Raw genomic sequence first — 18,579 nt, 5'->3', positions numbered from 1 at the left:
AAATTAAAGACATTCTTATCACGAGAGGTGGAGGGACTGGCCCTTTGAAACCTCAGCAACCGGCTGCACCTGACAATGTCAGTGCACCAAGGTGCTAAATCCAGCAAGCGACATGCTTGGAAGATAAGAGGAAGCGTTTATCCAACCCCTTCTTCTTATGAAGAAGGGGTTTTTACTTTTAAAAGGATGGTGTCATATGACTGAACATGTACAAACAACACTGGCGCAAATCGGAAACCGCAGCGATGAAATAACGGGAACCGTCAATCCGCCGGTTTATTTCTCCTCCGCATACCGCCATAAAGGAATCGGAGAATCCACCGGATTTGATTACATCCGCACAAAAAATCCGACAAGACAGCTTGTGGAGGACGCAATCGCAAAACTCGAAGGCGGAACGCGCGGCTTTGCGTTCAGTTCCGGCATGGCCGCCATTCAGACGATTATGGCGCTGTTTCAAAGCGGAGATGAGCTGATCGTCTCCTCGGATTTATACGGGGGGACATACCGCCTGTTCGAAAACGAATGGAAAAAATACGGACTGCGCTTTTTGTACGATGATTTCTCAGACGAGGACTGTATCAAATCAAAAATCACGGAAAACACGAAGGCGCTTTTTGTAGAAACCCCGACAAACCCGCTCATGCAGGAAACCGATATTAAAAAAGTCGCGGAAATCGCCAAGGAGCACGGCCTGCTGCTGATTGTGGACAATACGTTTTACACCCCGGTTTTGCAAAGGCCGCTTGAGCTTGGGGCTGATCTTGTCATTCACAGTGCGACAAAGTATTTAGGCGGCCACAACGATCTTTTGGCTGGACTCGTCGTGGCAAAAGGCGAAGAGCTGTCAGAGGAAATGTTTCAGCATCAAAACGCCATCGGCGCTGTTTTATCCCCGTTTGATTCATGGCTGCTCATGAGAGGCATGAAGACGCTTGCCCTCAGAATGAGGCAGCATCAGGAAAACGCCCGGGAGCTCGCCGCGTTTTTGGAGGAACAGGAGGAGGTTGCAGACGTTCTTTATCCAGGAAAAGGCGGGATGCTGTCATTTCGCGTTCAAAAAGAAGAATGGGTCAACCCGTTTCTGAAAAGCTTGCAAACGATCTGCTTTGCTGAAAGCCTGGGCGGGGTTGAGAGCTTTATCACATATCCGGCGACACAGACCCACATGGATATTCCCGAGGACATCCGGATCGCGAACGGCGTCTGCAACAGGCTGCTGCGCTTTTCGGTCGGAATTGAGCATGTAGCCGATTTGAAGCATGACCTCAAGCAGGCATTGCAGAAAGTAAAAGAGGAGGCGGTCAACGCATGAGCAAGGGGAGCTGGACGTTCGAAACTAAACTCGTACACAACCAATCAAAAACAGACGGAGCAACAGGAGCCGTCAGCGTGCCGATCCAGCACGCATCGACCTTTCATCAAAGCTCGTTTGACCAGTTCGGCGAATATGATTACAGCCGTTCCGGGACTCCGACGAGAAAAGCGCTTGAAGACGCGATCGCCGAGCTTGAAGGCGGGGCGCGCGGGTTTGCTTTTTCTTCAGGCATGGCCGCCATCTCCACCGCTTTTTTGCTTTTATCAAAAGGAGATCACGTTCTGGTCACAAAAGATGTCTACGGCGGCACGTACCGGATGATTACCGATGTATTGAGCCGCTTTGGTATTGAGCATACTTTTGTCGATATGACCGATTTAAATGAAATTGCACTAAACATCAAGGAAAACACAAAGGTGATTTATCTTGAAACCCCTTCGAACCCGACGCTCGGGATCACGGATATCAGGGGCGTCGTCAAGCTTGCCAAAGCGCACGGCTGTCTGACTTTCCTTGACAACACGTTTATGACCCCGGCGCTTCAGCGGCCGCTTGAGCTTGGTGTTGATATCGTCCTGCACAGCGCGACGAAATTTTTAAGCGGGCACAGCGATGTCTTATCAGGTCTTGCCGCCGTCAAAGATGAAAAGCTCGGTGAAGCTCTCTATAAGCTGCAAAACTCTTTCGGAGCGGTTCTTGGCGTGCAGGACTGCTGGCTCGTCCTAAGAGGATTAAAAACGCTCCAGGTGCGCCTCGAAAAAGCAAGCCGAACAGCTCAGCAGCTCGCCGAATTTTTTGCAGACCACCCGGCTGTCAAGCAGGTGTATTATCCGGGGCTATCTTCACATCCGGGCGCCTCTGTGCATAAGCACCAGTCAAACGGCGCCGGCGCGGTTCTCTCTTTTGAGCTGGAGAATGCTGAAGCCGTTAAAAAAGTCGTGGAGAATGTTACTCTTCCGGTTTTTGCCGTCAGCTTGGGGGCGGTTGAGTCGATCCTTTCCTATCCGGCGAAAATGTCACATGCCGCAATGCCGAAAGAAGAGCGGGAAAAGCGGGGAATTACCGATGGCCTGCTGAGGCTCAGCGTCGGTGTGGAAAACGCGGATGATTTGCAGGAAGATTTTGCGCAAGCCTTGCAAGCTGCAGCAGGGACGCTTGCCCGGTCATGAGCGGGCAAGCGAAAAGGCCGGGAATTTGCTGAACACCCCGGCCTTTATTCGTTTTAAAGCAGACTGGCAAACCAGGTCCCCATGAAGGTTCCGACATAGTTGCCAATGAGGTAGCCGAACGTCCCGACCAGCATGATCGGGGCGACAAGCTCGCGCCAGCCTTTCCCGATCGCCATCGCCGCTGCAGTGGTCGGACCGCCGACTGCGGCGTTGCAGGCCAGGAGAATCTCTTCGAGCCGAAAGCGGAGCGCCTTGCCGGCCGCCAATGAAACCAACAGGTTGGTCATCGCAACGACAAAAACAAACGCTAAAAGGAGAGGCGCATTCGTCAGGATGATTCGCAAGTCCGCAGGAATGCCGATCACGACAAAAAATAAATAAATCAGATAAGTGCCGATTTCCTGTGCACCGCGAAGCTTTTGAAAGTAGCGGGGAAAAGCAAACGTCGCGGAAAGCGTCAGCGTTGTCAGAAGCAGAAACTGATCGCCGAGAATTCCGGATAAAAACTGAATGAAAACCGACCCGCCGTCAGATGGGAAAAGCCCTTTAAAAAAAGAAGCCGCTTTAACTGAAACGGCAACAATCGCGAATGCCGTTCCCAGATTCATGGCAATGTCTCTGAGCGACATGTCTTTTCTCTTCCAGTATGATTCGGCCCGATTTTTTCCGGAATCGGAAATACAGGCAGAGGGAAACCGTTTTTGAAACCATTTTAGCGACGGTATACCCATCAAAATAAAAAAGAGCAGTGCCATCATAAAATTATCGGCAACAACGGTTGAAGAGACATATTCGCCCGGAGTTTGAAACTTTGCCGCCATCGCCGCAAAATTAACACCGCCGCCGATATAAGAAGCGCTGATCATTCCGCCGATTTTATCAAGGTATGGAATCTGATGCCTGAACAAGAAAAACGCAAGTATACTGCCGATGACCGTGCCGACGGAGCTGATGCAGAAAACGAGCAGAAGCCGTCCGCTTTCTTTGAAGATTTTCCGTACATTGATTTGAAAAAGCAGCAAAGGAATCGCAAGCGGAACGACATACGTCCACACCGCGTCATAAACGGGCGACTCGGTCGGAAGAACGCCGACATTCGTAAAGAGCATCGCCCCACCAAGCGCGATCACCGCCCCGGATACAGCCGAAGCCCAGCGGTATCGCTGCTCCAAAAAGATGCTCACAGCCGCCCACACCGCAATAAACCCCCAGAGCACCCACATATCATCAGGTGAAATCAAAGACGAATTCATGTAAGACCCCCTCTTCGCATTGAATATTTTGAATTAACTGATAATAAAACAGTGTAATAGGGAACAGAGGATTGATCAATAGCAAACATTCGCAAACATAAAAAAATGAAAAAAAGTAGTTGACGAAACAATATAATCTGCATATAATAGAACTTGTCAGTAAGACAAATACCCAGTGTTACATATCATGATTCCGTAGCTCAGCTGGGAGAGCGCTACCTTGACAGGGTAGAGGTCGCTGGTTCGAGCCCAGTCGGAATCATACCCAAAACCCTTGCATAGCAAGGGTTTATTTTTTTTGTTCTTTTCTAAAAAACAGCTCGAAAAATTCAATTAAGTAAGCGGAACTTTTTGGCTGGTACCTGCCTGTAAGACCGTGGGTGCCAGGATATATAACTTAGATTGCGGGGCATACTTACAATTTAGTATAATTTTACCTATAGGAGGGGGAGAATTGAAAGAAACACCATTTTACAAAACAAACTGGTTTACCATACTTATGATAATTGTACTTTTTCCAGTCGGTTTAATTCTAATGTGGGTTAATAAAAAATGGACGGTTTTAACACGCATTGTCGTTAGTTCCGTAGTTGTTGTTTTAGCCGCGTTAGGGTATTTTACTCAAAGTCCGCAGTCGGAACAAGTTACAGCACAGGTCAAGGAACATAAAGAAAAAACAAAGCCTGCGAAGGCACCTAACAAAGAGGAAAAACCTCAAAACAATCAAGTAGTAATAAAAGATAATGGAATAAAAAATATAAAAGAAGAGACAAAAAGCGAAAAAGAAGAGCCCGAAGTGACAGACAAAGAAAAGAGTAAAGAGGAGATACAAAAAATAATTGAAAACACTGTCGGTAAAAAATCTGGTAATGAACCGAAGATAAGTGACTTGGAAGTATCGGATCTTCTGGAATCGGATACAAAAACCGTTAGGGCAGTCAACGCAACTTTAAACGGCAAGGATAACCTCACCACAAACATGATTAAAAAAGGGATGCTTATAGAAGCCGAAAAGGTTTTCCCGAAAATTTTCGAAGATAAAAAAGTAGGTCGAGTTATTCTTACGTGGAAATTCCCATTAATTGATACGAAAGGTAATTCGGAATCGAAAAAAGTGCTATCGATTCAAATTGAACGAAAAACAAACAATAAAATCAATTGGGATAATTTCGATCGCGATAACTTTGCAATCGTCGCCGATCATTATTACGAGCATCCCGCGCTAAATAAAGAATAACATACCGCCCTGTCCTTAATCGGATGGGGCGCTTTTTTACGTTAAAACAATTCCTTAAAAATACTTGAGGGTACCGGCGCGCTACAGTCTATAATTGGTATTAATAGAATAAGAACGTTTATAAAACAAGCGTTGACTTAACGCTAATATACCAACGTTTGACTTATCGGATCACTATCGGCTACCTTGGCAAGGTAGAGGGGGCCAGTCGGAATCATACCAAAAACATTAGTATGAAGCCATTCTCGAGATATTCGAGAATGGCTTTTTACTTTTCACTTTAAATAACATCTAAATCGTAGCAGCGATAAAGAAATCGAATACTTATTTCATCATCCAAACGCATTTGCTGTTAATCATGTATGGAATTGATTCGATTGTTGATTCTTTATAGGGGATCATTAAGAATTTTTCATCGACGAAACTCATCACATCATGTGATCAAGTTTTGATAGCAGGCAATACGATCCGATTTTTTAACAATGGGTGTATTTCATTAAGAAATAAAGTATAGAGATTAAGCAATCCTTTTTAGGCATTGACACAATTGTGTAAAGACAATCTGCAAGAACATAAGCAGTCAAATACAATCTTAATAATAAATAAGAAGGAAGTGATTGGCTTGTTTCACCGTCAATATCCTGTAAATCCATATTCTTATCCTATAAGCCCATATTCTTTTCCCATCAACCCATATCTCATGTATGCCAGTGGTCGTCCGTGCCCCGTATTGCCTCCTGGCGCCTGCCAATATATATTGAATGATGAAGGTTATTGTGAATTAGTGTGCATTCAGTAGAAACATTCATTTTACATGGGAAGTATCGCAGCTCTCCATCATCCTACCCTTTTTAAAAAAACTATTTTTCACTAGGAAAAGCCTTGAGTCTTGAAATTTTTGGGCTGTGATCACGCCGCGTTAAATATCCGGTTAAACCAAAATTCCTTGGCAACTCAATTTTTATAACGATTAATAAATTGTGCGGAGGAGAAGGGAAATTAAAATCGAAGGTAAACTATCGAGAATGTCCAAAGTTCCGACGTTAAATCTCTTTTGAGCTAATGTTAAGTCAAGGACGACAGGGAGCAAGCATATTGGCAGATGAACGACTAAGGGAAGAACCCCCTACTTACCAGGCTCACTTTATAAGCAGCTAATGAGTCTTCTCAAGATTTCCATGAAGTAACTGAGCGGTATATTTTGAGCCATCCATAATGTTTTGGTAAGGATCATTCGCATTATTTACCACGAGAATCTTAGCTGGGCCAGACATGAGCTGCATCAAGCCCATATCCCAGCATGTTAACGAAAGCTTCAGTGTTGAAGTTTAATTCCTTTAATTGCGGTGATTAGGTCAGGATTAACACGTATTTGGAGAAGAATACTTGAATAAGACCCATCAGAAGAAAAAGTACCAGACGATGATCCGACAAGAGGAGGTTACAAGCCCAGTTTGAGGAATATATCCAGATTTGATTTGCTGTTTAAGCAATTTGATCTGCTCTTGTATTAGCATTTCTTGTTCATTCTGATAGGTTTCTAGAGATGTCCCGGTTTCGTTTAGAGAAGAGAGTTGGCAGATCGGCCATCTGCAAGCATTTCCTACTATCCTATATTCATCGATATGTGAGGTGTTGCCTTTGACTACTTTTGTAGACAAAACTGTGAATAGCTTGAAAAGTCTTTTAGATCACAATGGAACAATTAAACTATTTGGCTCAGAAGGGTATATTACCGAGTTTCAAGTTACCTTTTCTAATTACGGAGCACGGGATGAAATTCAAAGTTTTGAATTGATACACAGCATATCCTTCCCCAAAGATTACAAGAAATTTTTAGAACAACATAATGGTGCTCGGATTTTCGACATTATTTCAGATGGTGAGAATATAGGTGGAGGGTTGCATTTATTTAGCCTTGAAGAAATTGAAGAAGAATTAGAATATGTGGAATTGTTTGAGGGTATTAACGGGATTCCAATAGGTCATCTCTTGGAAGAATGTCACCTTATAATTGACAAGGATAGACTTAAACAGGGTGATCCTAACTATCTCTATTTATTTGAGGATGGTCTAGACTACAAGTCACTAAATCTTAACTTTGAGATATTTTTAGATCGTTACATTATGTGTCAAGGAGAAGCGTTTTTGGAATGGAGTTACAGAACTGCGGAAAATTATGGATAATGCGGAAGACAGTCAGTATTGGCTGTCCTTTTTTGTACCTAAATAGAATAGTTTTTTTGACCTAATTAATAAGATTCATTTTCATGGATGAACAGGATTTATTCACCAATCCCCTTCTATAAAGTGGTAAACTTTATACTGATTGTAACTTTAGTATTAGAGGGGAATGCCATGAAAACTCTTGACGTTCAGGCGCTGCACGATGCAATTGATCACACGCTAAAACAATTAAAAAAACAGTCGGATGAAATGGCTAAAGTCAAAAAAAGTGTTGAAGCCATCACATCTCTTGACGATGCTTTAAAAGGAAAAGGCGGAGACGCGATTCGTGCCTTCTACGAAGAATGCCATACACCGTTTCTCAAGTTCTACGAAACTTTCATTGATGAATACGAATCAGCTTTAAAAAAAATCAAAAATGCGCTGAATTCTCTTGAACCGAATCACAACGGATATATATCGCAAGCCTTTCTCGATCATGACTTAGAAAACAGCTTGAACGCGGCCGATCGAACAACAAAAAATCTGGTCTCCAAAGCCAACGCCACGATCGCGAAAGTCAGCCATATTGTCGATTTGCCGGATTTGAATGACAACGATTTTCATGAACACAATCAGAAAGCGAAAAAGGAAATCAGCAACACTCTCGAGAAGCTCCATGCTTTTGACAGGGAGCAGACCAACGCTCTCAATACCGCTGAATCAGATCTTGAGACGATGCAAAACTACATAACAAGGCTTGAAAAAATGTATACGGGGTCTAAAATTGAAATCACCGGCTATCAAAAAGGCTTGATTTTAAAACCGGATGAGATGGATGCTTTGCGCGGGGATCAAGAGACAGCGATGGGAGTCATGTTGGCTAAACTAGATAAGAGATCAAAGCTCGAAAAAGAAGTTAGCGAAGTTAGTGAACATGATGTTAAAATATACAAGTTAAAAAAGAAACTTGATAGGACAATTGACAATGGTGAATATATTAAAATTGCTGATGAGATTGGATATGACAATCTAACAACTGAACAAAAAGTGATTTACAATCTAGCTAAATTTAATAAAACCGGCGATGATATTCTTAAAGGTATCGGCGTAGGTCTCAAAGATGTGGCAGTTGATACAGCTACCGGCATATGGGATACAGTAACCCATCCAATAGAAACCTTAGAGGGCATTGGTTATACCATTACACATCCTGTTGACACATTCAATGTCATGAAAAAGGGGATTGAAGAGTCCTTTGAGCGGGATGTCATCAATGGTGATGCCGAAAGCAGAGCGAGATGGTTCACCTATGCTACTGGAATGGTTGGCACATCTATTGTCGGTACCAAAGGTGCAGATAAAGTAGGAAAGGTTGCAAAGGCAGGGAAGGCCGGTCAGGCTGGAGCCAAAGCAGCGGAAGTTTCCAAGAAGGCTGTTGGAAACGGCATCAAGGCTTCTAAAAAGTCAATCCAAAACGCAGCATCAAAGCTAAAGGAAGTACAAATTCACAATCCTTTCGCTCCGCAAGTTCAGCTTGCTGGGGGAGGAAGGCTTCCTTATAATGTTTTTGATGGTCAGAATATTAAGAGCAAGTTAATACAACAAGCAAAGAAAATCTCTGATCTAAGCAGAAAACCGTTTGCAGGTGGGAATATTTCGGTACCATGGTTAAATAAAGAAAGGTATAATGCAGTTGAAGTCAAAGGTAAAGTAAAACCAAGAGGAAATTTAAAAGATGTTGACAGGAGGATTTATCAACTTAAAAACATTGACTTCAACATGAAGCATCCAAATAAAAATATAACTAATTTGGAATTAATGAAAAGCGGAAAAGCGCCCATTGGGGAAGATGGCAAACCAATTAATTTACATCATTTAATACAAAAAGAGCCTGGGACAATGTTGGAGATACTTCATACCACTCATAAAAAATACCATAAAGTACTGCACCAGTTAGTGGAGAAGGGGGATAGCTTTAGAAATAATCCTGAACTGCAACAACAATACGATAGTTTCAGAAGAAAATACTGGATGTGGAGAGCGGAAGAATATGAAAAGAGCTTGAAAGGTGGATCTCAATGATTACCAAAGAATTAATTATAGACTTTATTAACAAGCATGCTAATCCCCATGATTTTACAGGAGGAATTAATGAGGAAAAAATTAAAAAAATTGAAGAAGACTTACAAACCTCTCTTCCTGAAAGTTATAAATGGTTTTTAAGAAACTATGGCTCAGGCGGCTCTTTTGGCGTCGAAATATTGGGGCATGGACTCGTATCCCCTGAAGTCGTAGAGTTCACCAAAGACTATAGGGAACTTTATAATTTACCAAATCACATTGTCGTAGTCGTTGATGTGGATGCATTTGCTTATTGCTTAGATACACAAAAAATGGATGATGGAGAGTGTCCTGTAGTTACATGGGTTTATCAAAGCGGATATGATCACCAAAAGGCTTCTAACTTCCTTGAGTTTTTATGGGAATATTTAAATCAAGCTAAAGAAGATTGGTACGAGGAAGAATAATTTAATATATTCAAGCTCAAGCACTTAACCTTTGATTAAGTGCTTTTTTGTTTAAATCAAGAAAAATCCGATGAGGATGATGGTCGTCATCTTCATAGAAGGAGCAGCTGGAAAATATGAAAAATTGAGCCTGCTTAGTCAAAAGAGCTCACCCAGAGCACTATGATAGAAGAACCTGGCGCAATGCCAGAAATTCCAAATAGCTGGCACACTAAATATAGCAAGGTATTACATGAATTAAAAGGAAATGGAGAGCTAAACAATTAGAGAATCAAGATTTAGAGGTGATTTTAGTGAACTATTCGCAAGTTGAACAATTCATAAAAGAAAATGTTGAAGATGATGACTTTACAGGTAGAATTAGCATCGAAAAAATTAATGAAATTCAAGAAAGCCTAAACGTAAAACTACCCGAAAGTTATAAATGGTTTTTAAAAAACTATGGGGCTGGTGGAATTTATGGTGTGGATATTTTAGATCATGGAAAAGTTTCACCCAGAGTAGTAACAGTTACTGAAAACTACAGAAATCACTATGGTTTAATTGATGGTATCGTAGTGATTGAATACATAGATGAATTCTCTTATTGTCTTGATACAAATAAGATGGAAGGTGGAGAATGTCCAGTTATACTTTGGGAGAATCAAGAGGATTATGGTCGAACAGTAGCTGATAATTTCCTTTATTTTTTTATGGAAGAGCTTGAGGAATCTAAAGAAAACTGGGAAGAAGACGAAGATTGGGAAGATGAAGAGTAATCAAAGTAGCCTCATCCTTATTAAGGGTGAGGTTTTTATTTTTGGAAATTGTAAGAAGGGATTTTCGTTCAAATAATTGTTAAACATAAAAAAGCCCTATAAACTATAAGTAAATAATGGTTTTTAGGAGATGGGGACGTGTTAAATGAAAAAGAAGCACTCCGATAAGAGTTGAGCAGCTTAAAGATGCTGAGATTAATGTCATGCGTAAACTTCGAATGAGATTTACGCAAAGTTGTATGAATTAGACAGTCAAGATGATTCATCCATAACGAATAAAAACATCATTAATTGAGCTGGTAAGTAAAAGATTTAGTTTCCACCCTTAGAAAGCATAAACTTCGCACAAAAGCATCGTGAAGCAGCATAAAGATTTTACAGCAACATAGGTAAAATAAGAGGCTATAAGCTTCAAAAAGAAATTGAGAATGCCAATAATCAACATGACAACTTTTATGCAGGGATTGATGAAATTCCACCTGGTAGTTGAACAATAAAAGATAATTGGGATCACCTAATTTACAGGTCATTGATAAAGCATTTGAGAAAATGAAGAAGATTGGTACAGATAAGTATAAGGGGGCCACTTCATCAGCTATAATAATGATGTATTTGAATAAAGACAGATCAATAGCTGCTTCATATCCTTCATATAGTAAATAGCCTTCTTAAAAGGAGAAAAATAACTTATGAAGCATTTTTATCAATTTGAAAAAGACCCATTCGGTGATTTAAGAATAATCTTGCCAAAAGAAATTAATATTTTTTCTGATTTCATTGAAAATATTATGACAATAGACCAAGCAGATGAGTATATTGATTATCTGAATAAAGTTTTAAATGGAGAATATGAAGATTTTGAAATTCAACTCAATGCGGCAAGCGTAAGCATAAAAAAAGATGTAACCGTTGTTGAACATTTTTATAGAAATGAACCACCGTATAAAAATAAAATTTCCTGAAAGAGATTAATTATGTGAAACGGAAATACCATTGGGAAATGGGACTCATGAGTACAGAACAGCAGAAGAAGATTTTATTAAAAGCGCCTTGTAAAAAAAGAAGAAGAATTTAAAAGAGTGAGCAGGTGATTACATGTTATCCCATTTATTGCAGCGTATCGAAGAGATTGAAAATCAGTATCAAAAATCGATAATGACACCTGCAAATGAAAAAAATATTGAACTGGTTAAAGAATGGATTTCTAAAAACATTAAAAAAAACCTTTGGATAAAGGAATATGGAGATTTTTTAAGAAAAGCGGATGGATTAGAGTTCAATGGCTTGATTATTTATAATGCAAACCCTAATGACGTCAATAATGGAATTATCGGCGCAAATGAAATATGGCACGAAAACGAATGGAACAATAGATATTTATTTTTGGGGGATTCTGATATCTCTTGGTACTGTTTTGATATTGACTATAATGTTTTTGTTGAATTAGATAAACCGAGCGGAGATGTGGTTGAAGAATTCACAAGTTTCAACAAAATGATTGAAGAGGCAATAAACAGTGTAATTTAAGTGAATGACTAAGGCTCTCTGTAAGGGAGCTTTTTCTTGAGAGTTGTGGATGAGATTGATCAGCTCCAAATTTCTCGAAAATTCTGTGAAGAGCATCAAACAAATTGGATTTAATCAAAGCGTTTATAGTTAATAGAAACAAGTATTAGAATGACAGAATATTTTGAGAAAATTGCAACAAAAATGGTTGCCTTTATCTCTTAGTCAAGGTGCTACAGCGGTACTTTGGGCAAGAAAGCTTAAGCAATTGACAGACTAATTTTTATGCAAGGATTGATGAAATTCATCCGGTAGTTGAAAAGACTATCGACGGTCGATATGTTCTCAGAAAAAATAAAGTGAACACAATGAATGAAAGTCCTTCTGAGTAAGGGCTTTTTTGTTTAGAGACTGTTAAATTGACGTATCATAAAAGGAAACGTATATTCGGTTGTGGTGAGATATGAATCCTGTTATTTCTAATGAATGAACAAATGCTATTCACGAAAAATTCATTATTGATCTTTGTATTCATGCAATAGAGATAAGGATGAAGAAAGCCGAATCAGATAAAAGTAAAGAACTGATCGAATATTATGAGGATAAATTAAACAAGCTTTTTTCGATAAGAAAACAACTTAATAATTATTTAAGAAAGGAAAACACAAAGATTCAAGAAGTTGTCGTATGTGATGATATGTTTGAGGAGTATCCTTATTATATAAGAACTGAAGAAGGAGGAATAAAGGAGGGGGCTGCGAGGTATTGGAAAGCTGCGTTGAAGTTGCATATGAAGAATAAATTGAAAGAGCTGTAACTAGATGATTAATTTGTCGATATATTCACTTTCTTTTGAAAATTCCTAAATAATTTCTGTGTCATTCCCTTCTTGTGCTATAATTCTTAATATATGGAAAACGAAAGAATATAGGAAAGGGGTTTGAAAGTTGCCAAGTGAAAGTGTAATTCCTTATGATTTAGTAGCCACTAAAATGAATTTTTGGTATAGCAGGATTAAGAATAACGACATCGGTAATGCGGAGAAAGTTAGAAGAGAAATACAACAAGAGATAAATCAAATGGAAGAGAACCAAGATGTCCTTATCTATTACTCTCTATTAGAGTTTAGACATAAACTTATGCTAGCATACATTTACCCCAACGCAGTCAAAGACATTAAGGAAACCTACGGTGACATCAGGGGCTACGTCGGAAACAGAGAATTGAACGGAATGTTAGAATATTATTACTATTTCTTTACTGGAGAATACCATTTCCGACAAAAAGAGCTTACACACTCATTAACATATTACCGAAAAGCAGAAAAGTGCCTTGATACTATAGATAAAGATAATATAGAACTCGAAAAGGCTGAATTTTATTTTAAACTTTCAGAAATTTTTTATCATATGAAACAGACACATTTTTCAATGAATTATGCGATGCATGCATATGACATATTTAAAAATCAGCCGGAAGTTGACGGAAGTGCTACATACGGTGTCAAAAAAGTACGATGTCAATTCATAATATTCGGAAACTTGGCAGATTGTTATCAATACGGCAAAGCCTTGAAACAGGCGCATGAGGCTTATAATGAGGCTAAAAGACTTCACGGAAAAGAAAAGAATCGTGGACATTTATTACGTTCCTCGCTGTTTAATATTGGTTTATGTTATAATAATATGGAAGAACTGGACGCATCTGTTTCCCATCTTTTTAAAGCACTTGAAATAACCAAACCAGAAAACCATGATTTTATGGCAAGAACGTTGTTCCTCATTGCCTATATTAAGGGAAAACAAAAAGACCTTACGGGGGCTGAGACATTTTATAGACGATCACGGGAAATTGCAGAAAAGTACAAAAATGACGTGATACTTGCTAAGTTAAAGATGGTGAAAGGGCTGTTCTTATCCGAGGACTTAGGATTAGTAAGGGAAGCGTTCAAGATCTTCGAGTCGAAAGATATGTATCCTGACATGGAACACTATGGTGAGTCGATTGCGGACATCTTAGTGAACAAAAAAGATGCTTGGGGTGCTACTGACTTTTATCGACTGGCAATTGAGGCAAAAAGACAAAAGCAAAATTAGTCATCTGTGCAGTTCTTTTATTAGGTGTCGTAACTACGGTAGGTGCTTCACTTGTTAGCCAACAATGATACGATCAAAGTCGCGGAAAGAACTGAAACTTAATTTCAACCTACAATATCGATTAAAGAAAACCCGCCTTTTGGGACTGACCCCATTTTGAGACAGGGATTAAAACACCTTTTATACAGCCAATTGCCGATAGTTTATCGGTGATTGGTTGTTTAGTTTCGTTTGAAAACGAATATTGTTATAATATAGAACGTTTCAGACTTTAGCGAGGAATGAAACGATTCGATGGAGGCATTATTGGACAGGCTCATGGTAATGCCTCTTGCTTTTACGGCTTTCTGATACTCATAAGAAGTATACACGGAGCCTTGGTCACTATGTAGAACACAGTTCTCAGGCAATACTGGGAGCTGGTCAAGTGTATGTAAGACAGAGGCAGTATCTTGCTTTTCTCCAATGCTGGAAGCAATGACTTCTCCATTGTACAAGTCCAATATACTGGACAGATACAATTGTTTCTGTCCATAAGGCAAGTACGTGATATCCGTTGCGAGTTTTTTGAGAGGACGTTCGGAATAAAGTCCCGTTCCAAAATATTCTGAGCCACGGCATACGGCTGCCCCGTATTCCTGCCGTTTCTTTACCTAAACACGGCACTGCCAATGATTCTTCTGCATAATACGTTGAACAGTTTTATGGTAAATGCGCATTCCCTGTTTTAGTATGGCAGTGATTTTGCGATATCCGTATCGATACTTGTGCTTTCGGCGCAACGTGCCGATTTGTTTTTCAAGATCTGACTTGATGATTTCACGCAAAAGCAAAACCCCTCAACTGAGGGAGTTTGATTTTGAAGCTTTTTATCCTGAATTGCATATTTGTTGAGATAGTGATTCTTTGTGACATCGGTACCTTTATGGTCTAACAATTGGGGAACATCTCTAATTCCATCTATACTCCAGCTATTTGACGATTAGCCTTTAACGAATTAAGAAGGGATTGTAATACACCAAACTGGTCAGACAGCATTGTAACTTAAAGATATGAAAGTTTAATAGGGGAATTTGGACAAAGAAGAAATTTACAGAAATAGAACGCCGTCAGAAGTTTGTGATTGAGAAAGTGAGTTTTATAAAGTAAGGGTTAAAAGATGCACAAAAGACAGTCAGCATTGGCTGTCTTTCTTTTTTGAATTCAAACGGGGAGGAGTTGTTAACCTGGATGATTTGATTCATTTTCGTGGTAGGGCATGATTTATCCACCAATCGGTTACCGTGAAATAGTAAAATAATAATTGATAATGAGGGATGAATAAAGGTTTTTGATTCTAAAGCTGAACATAAGAGATTTATTATATGAAATAGACTAATTACAATAAAAATAAACACCCCTATAAACAGGAGGACATAAAGTGTTTTTTTCAACATTCATAGATCGGTTGGCCTTATATGATTTACACAGAAAAAGAAGTAAGGATAAACATTTTTCTGCTTTTTCGTTGGATACAATTGCTAGAGATGAATTCTACAAATCAAAAATTGCTGATGTCTCAATTATTCTGGATGAATCAAGAAAAAAATATATGGTTGGAACATTCAGCTATGAATCCTTAATTCCATCAGGGGATCTCGTCAACGATACTTTAAAAGGGGAGGTTTTTTTTAACAAAACGGATATAGATAAACCCAATGTTATCTTTGTCCACGGCTGGCGAATGGATTCATACGATCGAATAAAAAAATCTTTCATCATCGCATAATGAAAGATTTAGGTTGGAACATGTACTACTTTTCTCTCCCCTATCATTTTGAAAGAGAGCCGGAACATTCACGGTATAGCGGTGAATTGATGATCAGTGCGAATATTGATCGTACAGTTGAATCGACAAGACAGGCTATAGTAGATTTGCGAGCATTAATCCACTGGATAAAAGCAAATAAAACAGGTCCTGTTATCTTAGTTGGGGTAAGTCTAGGAGGATGGATTGCCAATTTAATTGCTACCCTTGAATCTCAAATTGATGTAGTGGCATCAATATTTTATGCCAATCGCCTTTCTTATTCGATATGGAATACAATTCCAGGTAAATTCATAAGAGAAGAATTAGAACAACATGGAGTGACTTATGAAGATTTAATAAGATATTGGGAAATCACAGATCCTAGTCAAGCCGTGCCAAAAGTTAACAAGGATCACATTCTGCTGATTTCTGCTAAATATGATCAATATATTGATATAAAAGATGCTGATTCTTTGTGGGAAAGTTGGGGAAAACCCGAAAGATATCTCTACAATTGCGGCCATGCCGGTATTGTTCTTTGCCGCAAAAAGCTAGCGTTAGATACGCTTTCTTTCATCCAAAAAAAATTAAAAAGGTAAAGATAAGATGCTTATACTCACGGCGTTGCTTTGGCTTACGAGTTCTAATCTTTTTTTCACAAACCCAGAAGATGAAAAAACCAGATGGGGAAGCCACATTAGCTTTTGTGGGGGGTTTTGGGGAAGGAGTGTTCTTCTATCTTATAATTTGGATCATTTCAAATGGATCTGAAACCAGAAAAAATGTCGAATCCATTGTTTTGATTTTAAAGTCTGGAAATTCGGCAAGTTCAAGTAACATGAAGGCCAGCCATCTTATGATCCCGCGAAATATTAGGTTGTCAGCTTTTAGAAGGAATAAGAAAAGAATATAAGTTAATAGAAGGCTTTTAAATAGCATACAGAAAAAAGGCGGCGATTCTATGCGAACGTATTATAATCAGAACAGATTCATCGCTGAAAAGCCTCCTTGCTTTCGTTAGCATGCCTGCAATCCGCGATACGTATGACTTTCTTTTTCAAAAGATACAGATTAGTAGAATATGGCTGTCTCTAATGTTAGTATATGATTATATATGGTTACTTCTTGACCGTAATTAAAGAGACAAAAAAGTTTTTTTGATCGTGGGGGAAGAGCATGGCGAAAAAAATGGCAAAAACAAATGCGGTTCGTTTGATAGAACAGCAAAACATCTCCTATGAGTTATTAGGCTACAAAACAGAAGATGGGCAAACGGTAGATGGCATCTCTGTCTCGGAGAAAATTGGTTATCCCGTCGAGTATGTTTATAAAACATTAGTTGCAACAGCGGGAGCCAATCAATATTACGTCTTTGTTGTACCCGTGGCAGAGGAATTAGATTTAAAAAAGGCGGCAAAGGCAGCAGGTGAGAAGAAAATAGATATGATCCCAATGAAGGAGCTTCTGGGGGTAACTGGCTATGTTCGCGGTGGCTGCTCACCGATTGGCATGAAAAAATCGTTCCCGGCCTATATTGATGCAACCGCAGAAACCCTTGATTTTATCATTGTCAGTGCAGGAAAAATCGGCATGCAGCTAAAGTTAGCACCTCAAGATTTAGCCAAAGCATGCCATGCGAAGTTTGCAGCAATTGTATAAGCAAAGATCGTGATCTTCTGTACGATTCATATTTATTTTTCATCTTAAAAAAGCTTCCCATTTCCCATCTCCCGGGTATGGGCAGCTAAGCGATCATGTTCATTGACGGCTCGCGAAAATTCATTTGGCTTCTGTCAGTGTTATCTTAGCCTTGTGATAAAGGAAAGAAGTAACTGCTTTTTTTAGAAAATGCATCCACGGCGTATTAAAATCCTTGAAGAGTATAAAAAAAATAAATGAATAACACTATTATTGTTACAACAACGAAAACTTCCTTAAAGTAGTTTTTCTCATCCTCTTTCGCTTGTTTCTGTTTTTTCATCTTTTCTCTGTACTTTCTTTGTATTTCTTTCTTTTTAATTTCAATTTTCATGATAAGACTCCTTTCTGAGCCATATACCAGTCATCAACTCGTCAACTTCTTCAGCCATTTTTTCTTTTCTGAATAACCAAATTAGAAACCGCTTCATCCCAGGATTGCAAACACATCCCCCGCACCTTCCTTGTCTTTTGCAGGCAACGATATTCTGCCACTGTTTAACATGTTTAATATCAGCCGCCGCTAATCAAAAAAAGTGGCCAAATCCTTGCTGCAGATAACGAAATCGCCTGCTGGGACATTCCCCGTCATCATTTTTAAAGGAGCTCATCTATTCTATTTCTTCTGAAAAAAGACGGAATCCCAAAACCAATAAATGAGAGCCGAAAGAAAGCTGAAAAGGTACAGTTTATACCATACAAACACAATGAGGCCATTACCCAGCAATAAGGCCGCGGTCGCACAAACGGCAAAAGAGATGATGAAGTAAGCAACCAAATATCGGCTGCTAAATTTTTGGGGGCTGCGATTTAAAAAGATTTGAACCGGTGCAGCAAAAATAAAATAAGCTGCAAACATGAAAAAACTTATCGCCATAAAAGATGCAAAACCATTATTCTCTAGAAACATCACTGTGTAAACGATTGTTGCGGATACAACAGAAAAGGCGGCGGTACACAAATAACTAAAAATTCCACTCAACATTCGCATTAGTTAACTCCTTTTCCGAAACAACTTTCAAAACAGCTCAAAAGCTAGCGCAAAAACGCCATCAAGT

15 protein-coding genes, 1 tRNA gene, 2 pseudogenes and 1 riboswitch are annotated in these 18,579 nt (G+C 39.4%); of the genes and pseudogenes, 14 read left to right on the top strand and 4 right to left on the bottom strand.

Translation table 11 applies throughout. From position 1 onward, the window contains the following. The first annotated feature begins 12 nt into the window (after window positions 1–12). A riboswitch (SAM riboswitch) is annotated at window positions 13–130 on the top strand. A gap of 66 nt (window positions 131–196) precedes the next feature. Further along, on the top strand, window positions 197–1,315 hold the full coding sequence (locus BTR1S_RS04910) for a methionine biosynthesis PLP-dependent protein (protein ID WP_006636881.1): 1,119 nt from the start codon (window positions 197–199) through the stop codon (window positions 1,313–1,315). Then, the gene (gene metC / locus BTR1S_RS04905) at window positions 1,312–2,487 is read left to right on the top strand and encodes a cystathionine beta-lyase (RefSeq protein ID WP_006636882.1); all 1,176 of its coding nucleotides are present in this window, start codon (window positions 1,312–1,314) and stop codon (window positions 2,485–2,487) included. The genes BTR1S_RS04910 and metC overlap by 4 nt, the downstream gene beginning before the upstream one ends. A gap of 53 nt (window positions 2,488–2,540) precedes the next feature. Here the strand turns inward: metC and BTR1S_RS04900 are convergent, their stop codons facing one another. Further along, the gene (locus tag BTR1S_RS04900; protein ID WP_006636883.1) at window positions 2,541–3,740 is read right to left on the bottom strand and encodes a DUF819 family protein; all 1,200 of its coding nucleotides are present in this window, start codon (window positions 3,738–3,740) and stop codon (window positions 2,541–2,543) included. Window positions 3,741–3,929: 189 nt separating this feature from the next. Between BTR1S_RS04900 and BTR1S_RS04895 the strand changes: the two genes are divergently transcribed. The 10 genes from BTR1S_RS04895 to BTR1S_RS04850 all read left to right on the top strand — a co-directional run bounded on the left by BTR1S_RS04895 (window position 3,930) and on the right by BTR1S_RS04850 (window position 14,034). Further along, window positions 3,930–4,002: transfer RNA gene (locus tag BTR1S_RS04895), tRNA-Val, on the top strand. Window positions 4,003–4,194: 192 nt separating this feature from the next. After that, complete coding sequence (locus BTR1S_RS04890) at window positions 4,195–4,977, top strand: hypothetical protein (RefSeq protein ID WP_029418648.1); 783 nt, start codon at window positions 4,195–4,197, stop codon at window positions 4,975–4,977. Window positions 4,978–6,618: 1,641 nt separating this feature from the next. Beyond that, entirely contained in the window at window positions 6,619–7,164 is a 546-nt protein-coding gene (locus tag BTR1S_RS04885; RefSeq protein WP_006638610.1) for an SMI1/KNR4 family protein, read from the top strand. Between the two features lie 171 nt (window positions 7,165–7,335). Beyond that, window positions 7,336–9,228, top strand: coding sequence for a T7SS effector LXG polymorphic toxin (locus tag BTR1S_RS04880; RefSeq protein ID WP_029418647.1), 1,893 nt, complete (start codon window positions 7,336–7,338; stop codon window positions 9,226–9,228). Next, entirely contained in the window at window positions 9,225–9,674 is a 450-nt protein-coding gene (locus tag BTR1S_RS04875) for an SMI1/KNR4 family protein (protein WP_029418646.1), read from the top strand. The genes BTR1S_RS04880 and BTR1S_RS04875 overlap by 4 nt, the downstream gene beginning before the upstream one ends. 293 nt (window positions 9,675–9,967) lie before the next feature. Further along, complete coding sequence (locus tag BTR1S_RS04870) at window positions 9,968–10,432, top strand: SMI1/KNR4 family protein (RefSeq protein ID WP_029418645.1); 465 nt, start codon at window positions 9,968–9,970, stop codon at window positions 10,430–10,432. Between the two features lie 689 nt (window positions 10,433–11,121). After that, complete coding sequence (locus tag BTR1S_RS04865) at window positions 11,122–11,394, top strand: hypothetical protein (RefSeq protein WP_006638604.1); 273 nt, start codon at window positions 11,122–11,124, stop codon at window positions 11,392–11,394. Between the two features lie 133 nt (window positions 11,395–11,527). Beyond that, window positions 11,528–11,959, top strand: coding sequence for a YrhA family protein (locus BTR1S_RS04860; RefSeq protein ID WP_006638603.1), 432 nt, complete (start codon window positions 11,528–11,530; stop codon window positions 11,957–11,959). A 529-nt stretch (window positions 11,960–12,488) separates the two neighbouring features. Continuing rightward, a complete protein-coding gene (locus BTR1S_RS04855) occupies window positions 12,489–12,755 on the top strand; it encodes a hypothetical protein (protein WP_006638602.1) in 267 nt (88 codons plus the stop codon). A 130-nt stretch (window positions 12,756–12,885) separates the two neighbouring features. Then, window positions 12,886–14,034 (top strand): Rap family tetratricopeptide repeat protein, encoded by a 1,149-nt coding sequence (locus BTR1S_RS04850; RefSeq protein ID WP_006638601.1) that lies wholly within the window; start codon window positions 12,886–12,888, stop codon window positions 14,032–14,034. Between the two features lie 180 nt (window positions 14,035–14,214). Here the strand turns inward: BTR1S_RS04850 and BTR1S_RS21630 are convergent. Beyond that, a pseudogene (locus BTR1S_RS21630) lies at window positions 14,215–14,846 on the bottom strand (IS3 family transposase); the annotation flags it as partial. A 608-nt stretch (window positions 14,847–15,454) separates the two neighbouring features. Between BTR1S_RS21630 and BTR1S_RS04840 the strand changes: the two are divergent. Both BTR1S_RS04840 and ybaK read left to right on the top strand, forming a co-directional pair. Further along, window positions 15,455–16,422 (top strand): annotated as a pseudogene (locus tag BTR1S_RS04840) (alpha/beta fold hydrolase). A gap of 577 nt (window positions 16,423–16,999) precedes the next feature. Beyond that, entirely contained in the window at window positions 17,000–17,482 is a 483-nt protein-coding gene (ybaK, locus tag BTR1S_RS04835) for a Cys-tRNA(Pro) deacylase (RefSeq protein WP_006638599.1), read from the top strand. A 205-nt stretch (window positions 17,483–17,687) separates the two neighbouring features. Here the strand turns inward: ybaK and ynzI are convergent, their stop codons facing one another. Further along, window positions 17,688–17,855 (bottom strand): small membrane protein YnzI, encoded by a 168-nt coding sequence (gene ynzI / locus BTR1S_RS22720; protein ID WP_006638598.1) that lies wholly within the window; start codon window positions 17,853–17,855, stop codon window positions 17,688–17,690. A 282-nt stretch (window positions 17,856–18,137) separates the two neighbouring features. After that, on the bottom strand, window positions 18,138–18,512 hold the full coding sequence (locus BTR1S_RS04830) for a UPF0715 family protein (protein ID WP_029418643.1): 375 nt from the start codon (window positions 18,510–18,512) through the stop codon (window positions 18,138–18,140). Between the last annotated feature and the right edge of the window lie 67 nt (window positions 18,513–18,579).

Origin of the sequence: Bacillus sonorensis NBRC 101234 = KCTC 13918 (assembly GCF_001592005.1) — a bacterium.
Classification (GTDB): Bacteria; Bacillota; Bacilli; order Bacillales; family Bacillaceae; genus Bacillus; species Bacillus sonorensis.
Note: the sequence above shows the minus strand (reverse complement) of the source record. Positions and strands in the feature narration are given on the sequence as shown.

What these genes read in the sequence shown, in the direction of transcription:
- BTR1S_RS04910 (WP_006636881.1), top strand. Translation starts at nt 197, where the DNA reads ATGACTGAACATGTACAAACAACACTGGCGCAAATCGGAAACCGCAGC.
- metC (WP_006636882.1), top strand. Translation starts at nt 1,312, where the DNA reads ATGAGCAAGGGGAGCTGGACGTTCGAAACTAAACTCGTACACAACCAA.
- BTR1S_RS04900 (WP_006636883.1), bottom strand. Translation starts at nt 3,740, where the DNA reads ATGAATTCGTCTTTGATTTCACCTGATGATATGTGGGTGCTCTGGGGG.
- BTR1S_RS04880 (WP_029418647.1), top strand. Translation starts at nt 7,336, where the DNA reads ATGAAAACTCTTGACGTTCAGGCGCTGCACGATGCAATTGATCACACG.
- BTR1S_RS04875 (WP_029418646.1), top strand. Translation starts at nt 9,225, where the DNA reads ATGATTACCAAAGAATTAATTATAGACTTTATTAACAAGCATGCTAAT.
- BTR1S_RS04865 (WP_006638604.1), top strand. Translation starts at nt 11,122, where the DNA reads ATGAAGCATTTTTATCAATTTGAAAAAGACCCATTCGGTGATTTAAGA.
- BTR1S_RS04860 (WP_006638603.1), top strand. Translation starts at nt 11,528, where the DNA reads ATGTTATCCCATTTATTGCAGCGTATCGAAGAGATTGAAAATCAGTAT.
- BTR1S_RS04855 (WP_006638602.1), top strand. Translation starts at nt 12,489, where the DNA reads ATGAAGAAAGCCGAATCAGATAAAAGTAAAGAACTGATCGAATATTAT.
- ybaK (WP_006638599.1), top strand. Translation starts at nt 17,000, where the DNA reads ATGGCGAAAAAAATGGCAAAAACAAATGCGGTTCGTTTGATAGAACAG.
- ynzI (WP_006638598.1), bottom strand. Translation starts at nt 17,855, where the DNA reads ATGAAAATTGAAATTAAAAAGAAAGAAATACAAAGAAAGTACAGAGAA.
- BTR1S_RS04830 (WP_029418643.1), bottom strand. Translation starts at nt 18,512, where the DNA reads ATGCGAATGTTGAGTGGAATTTTTAGTTATTTGTGTACCGCCGCCTTT.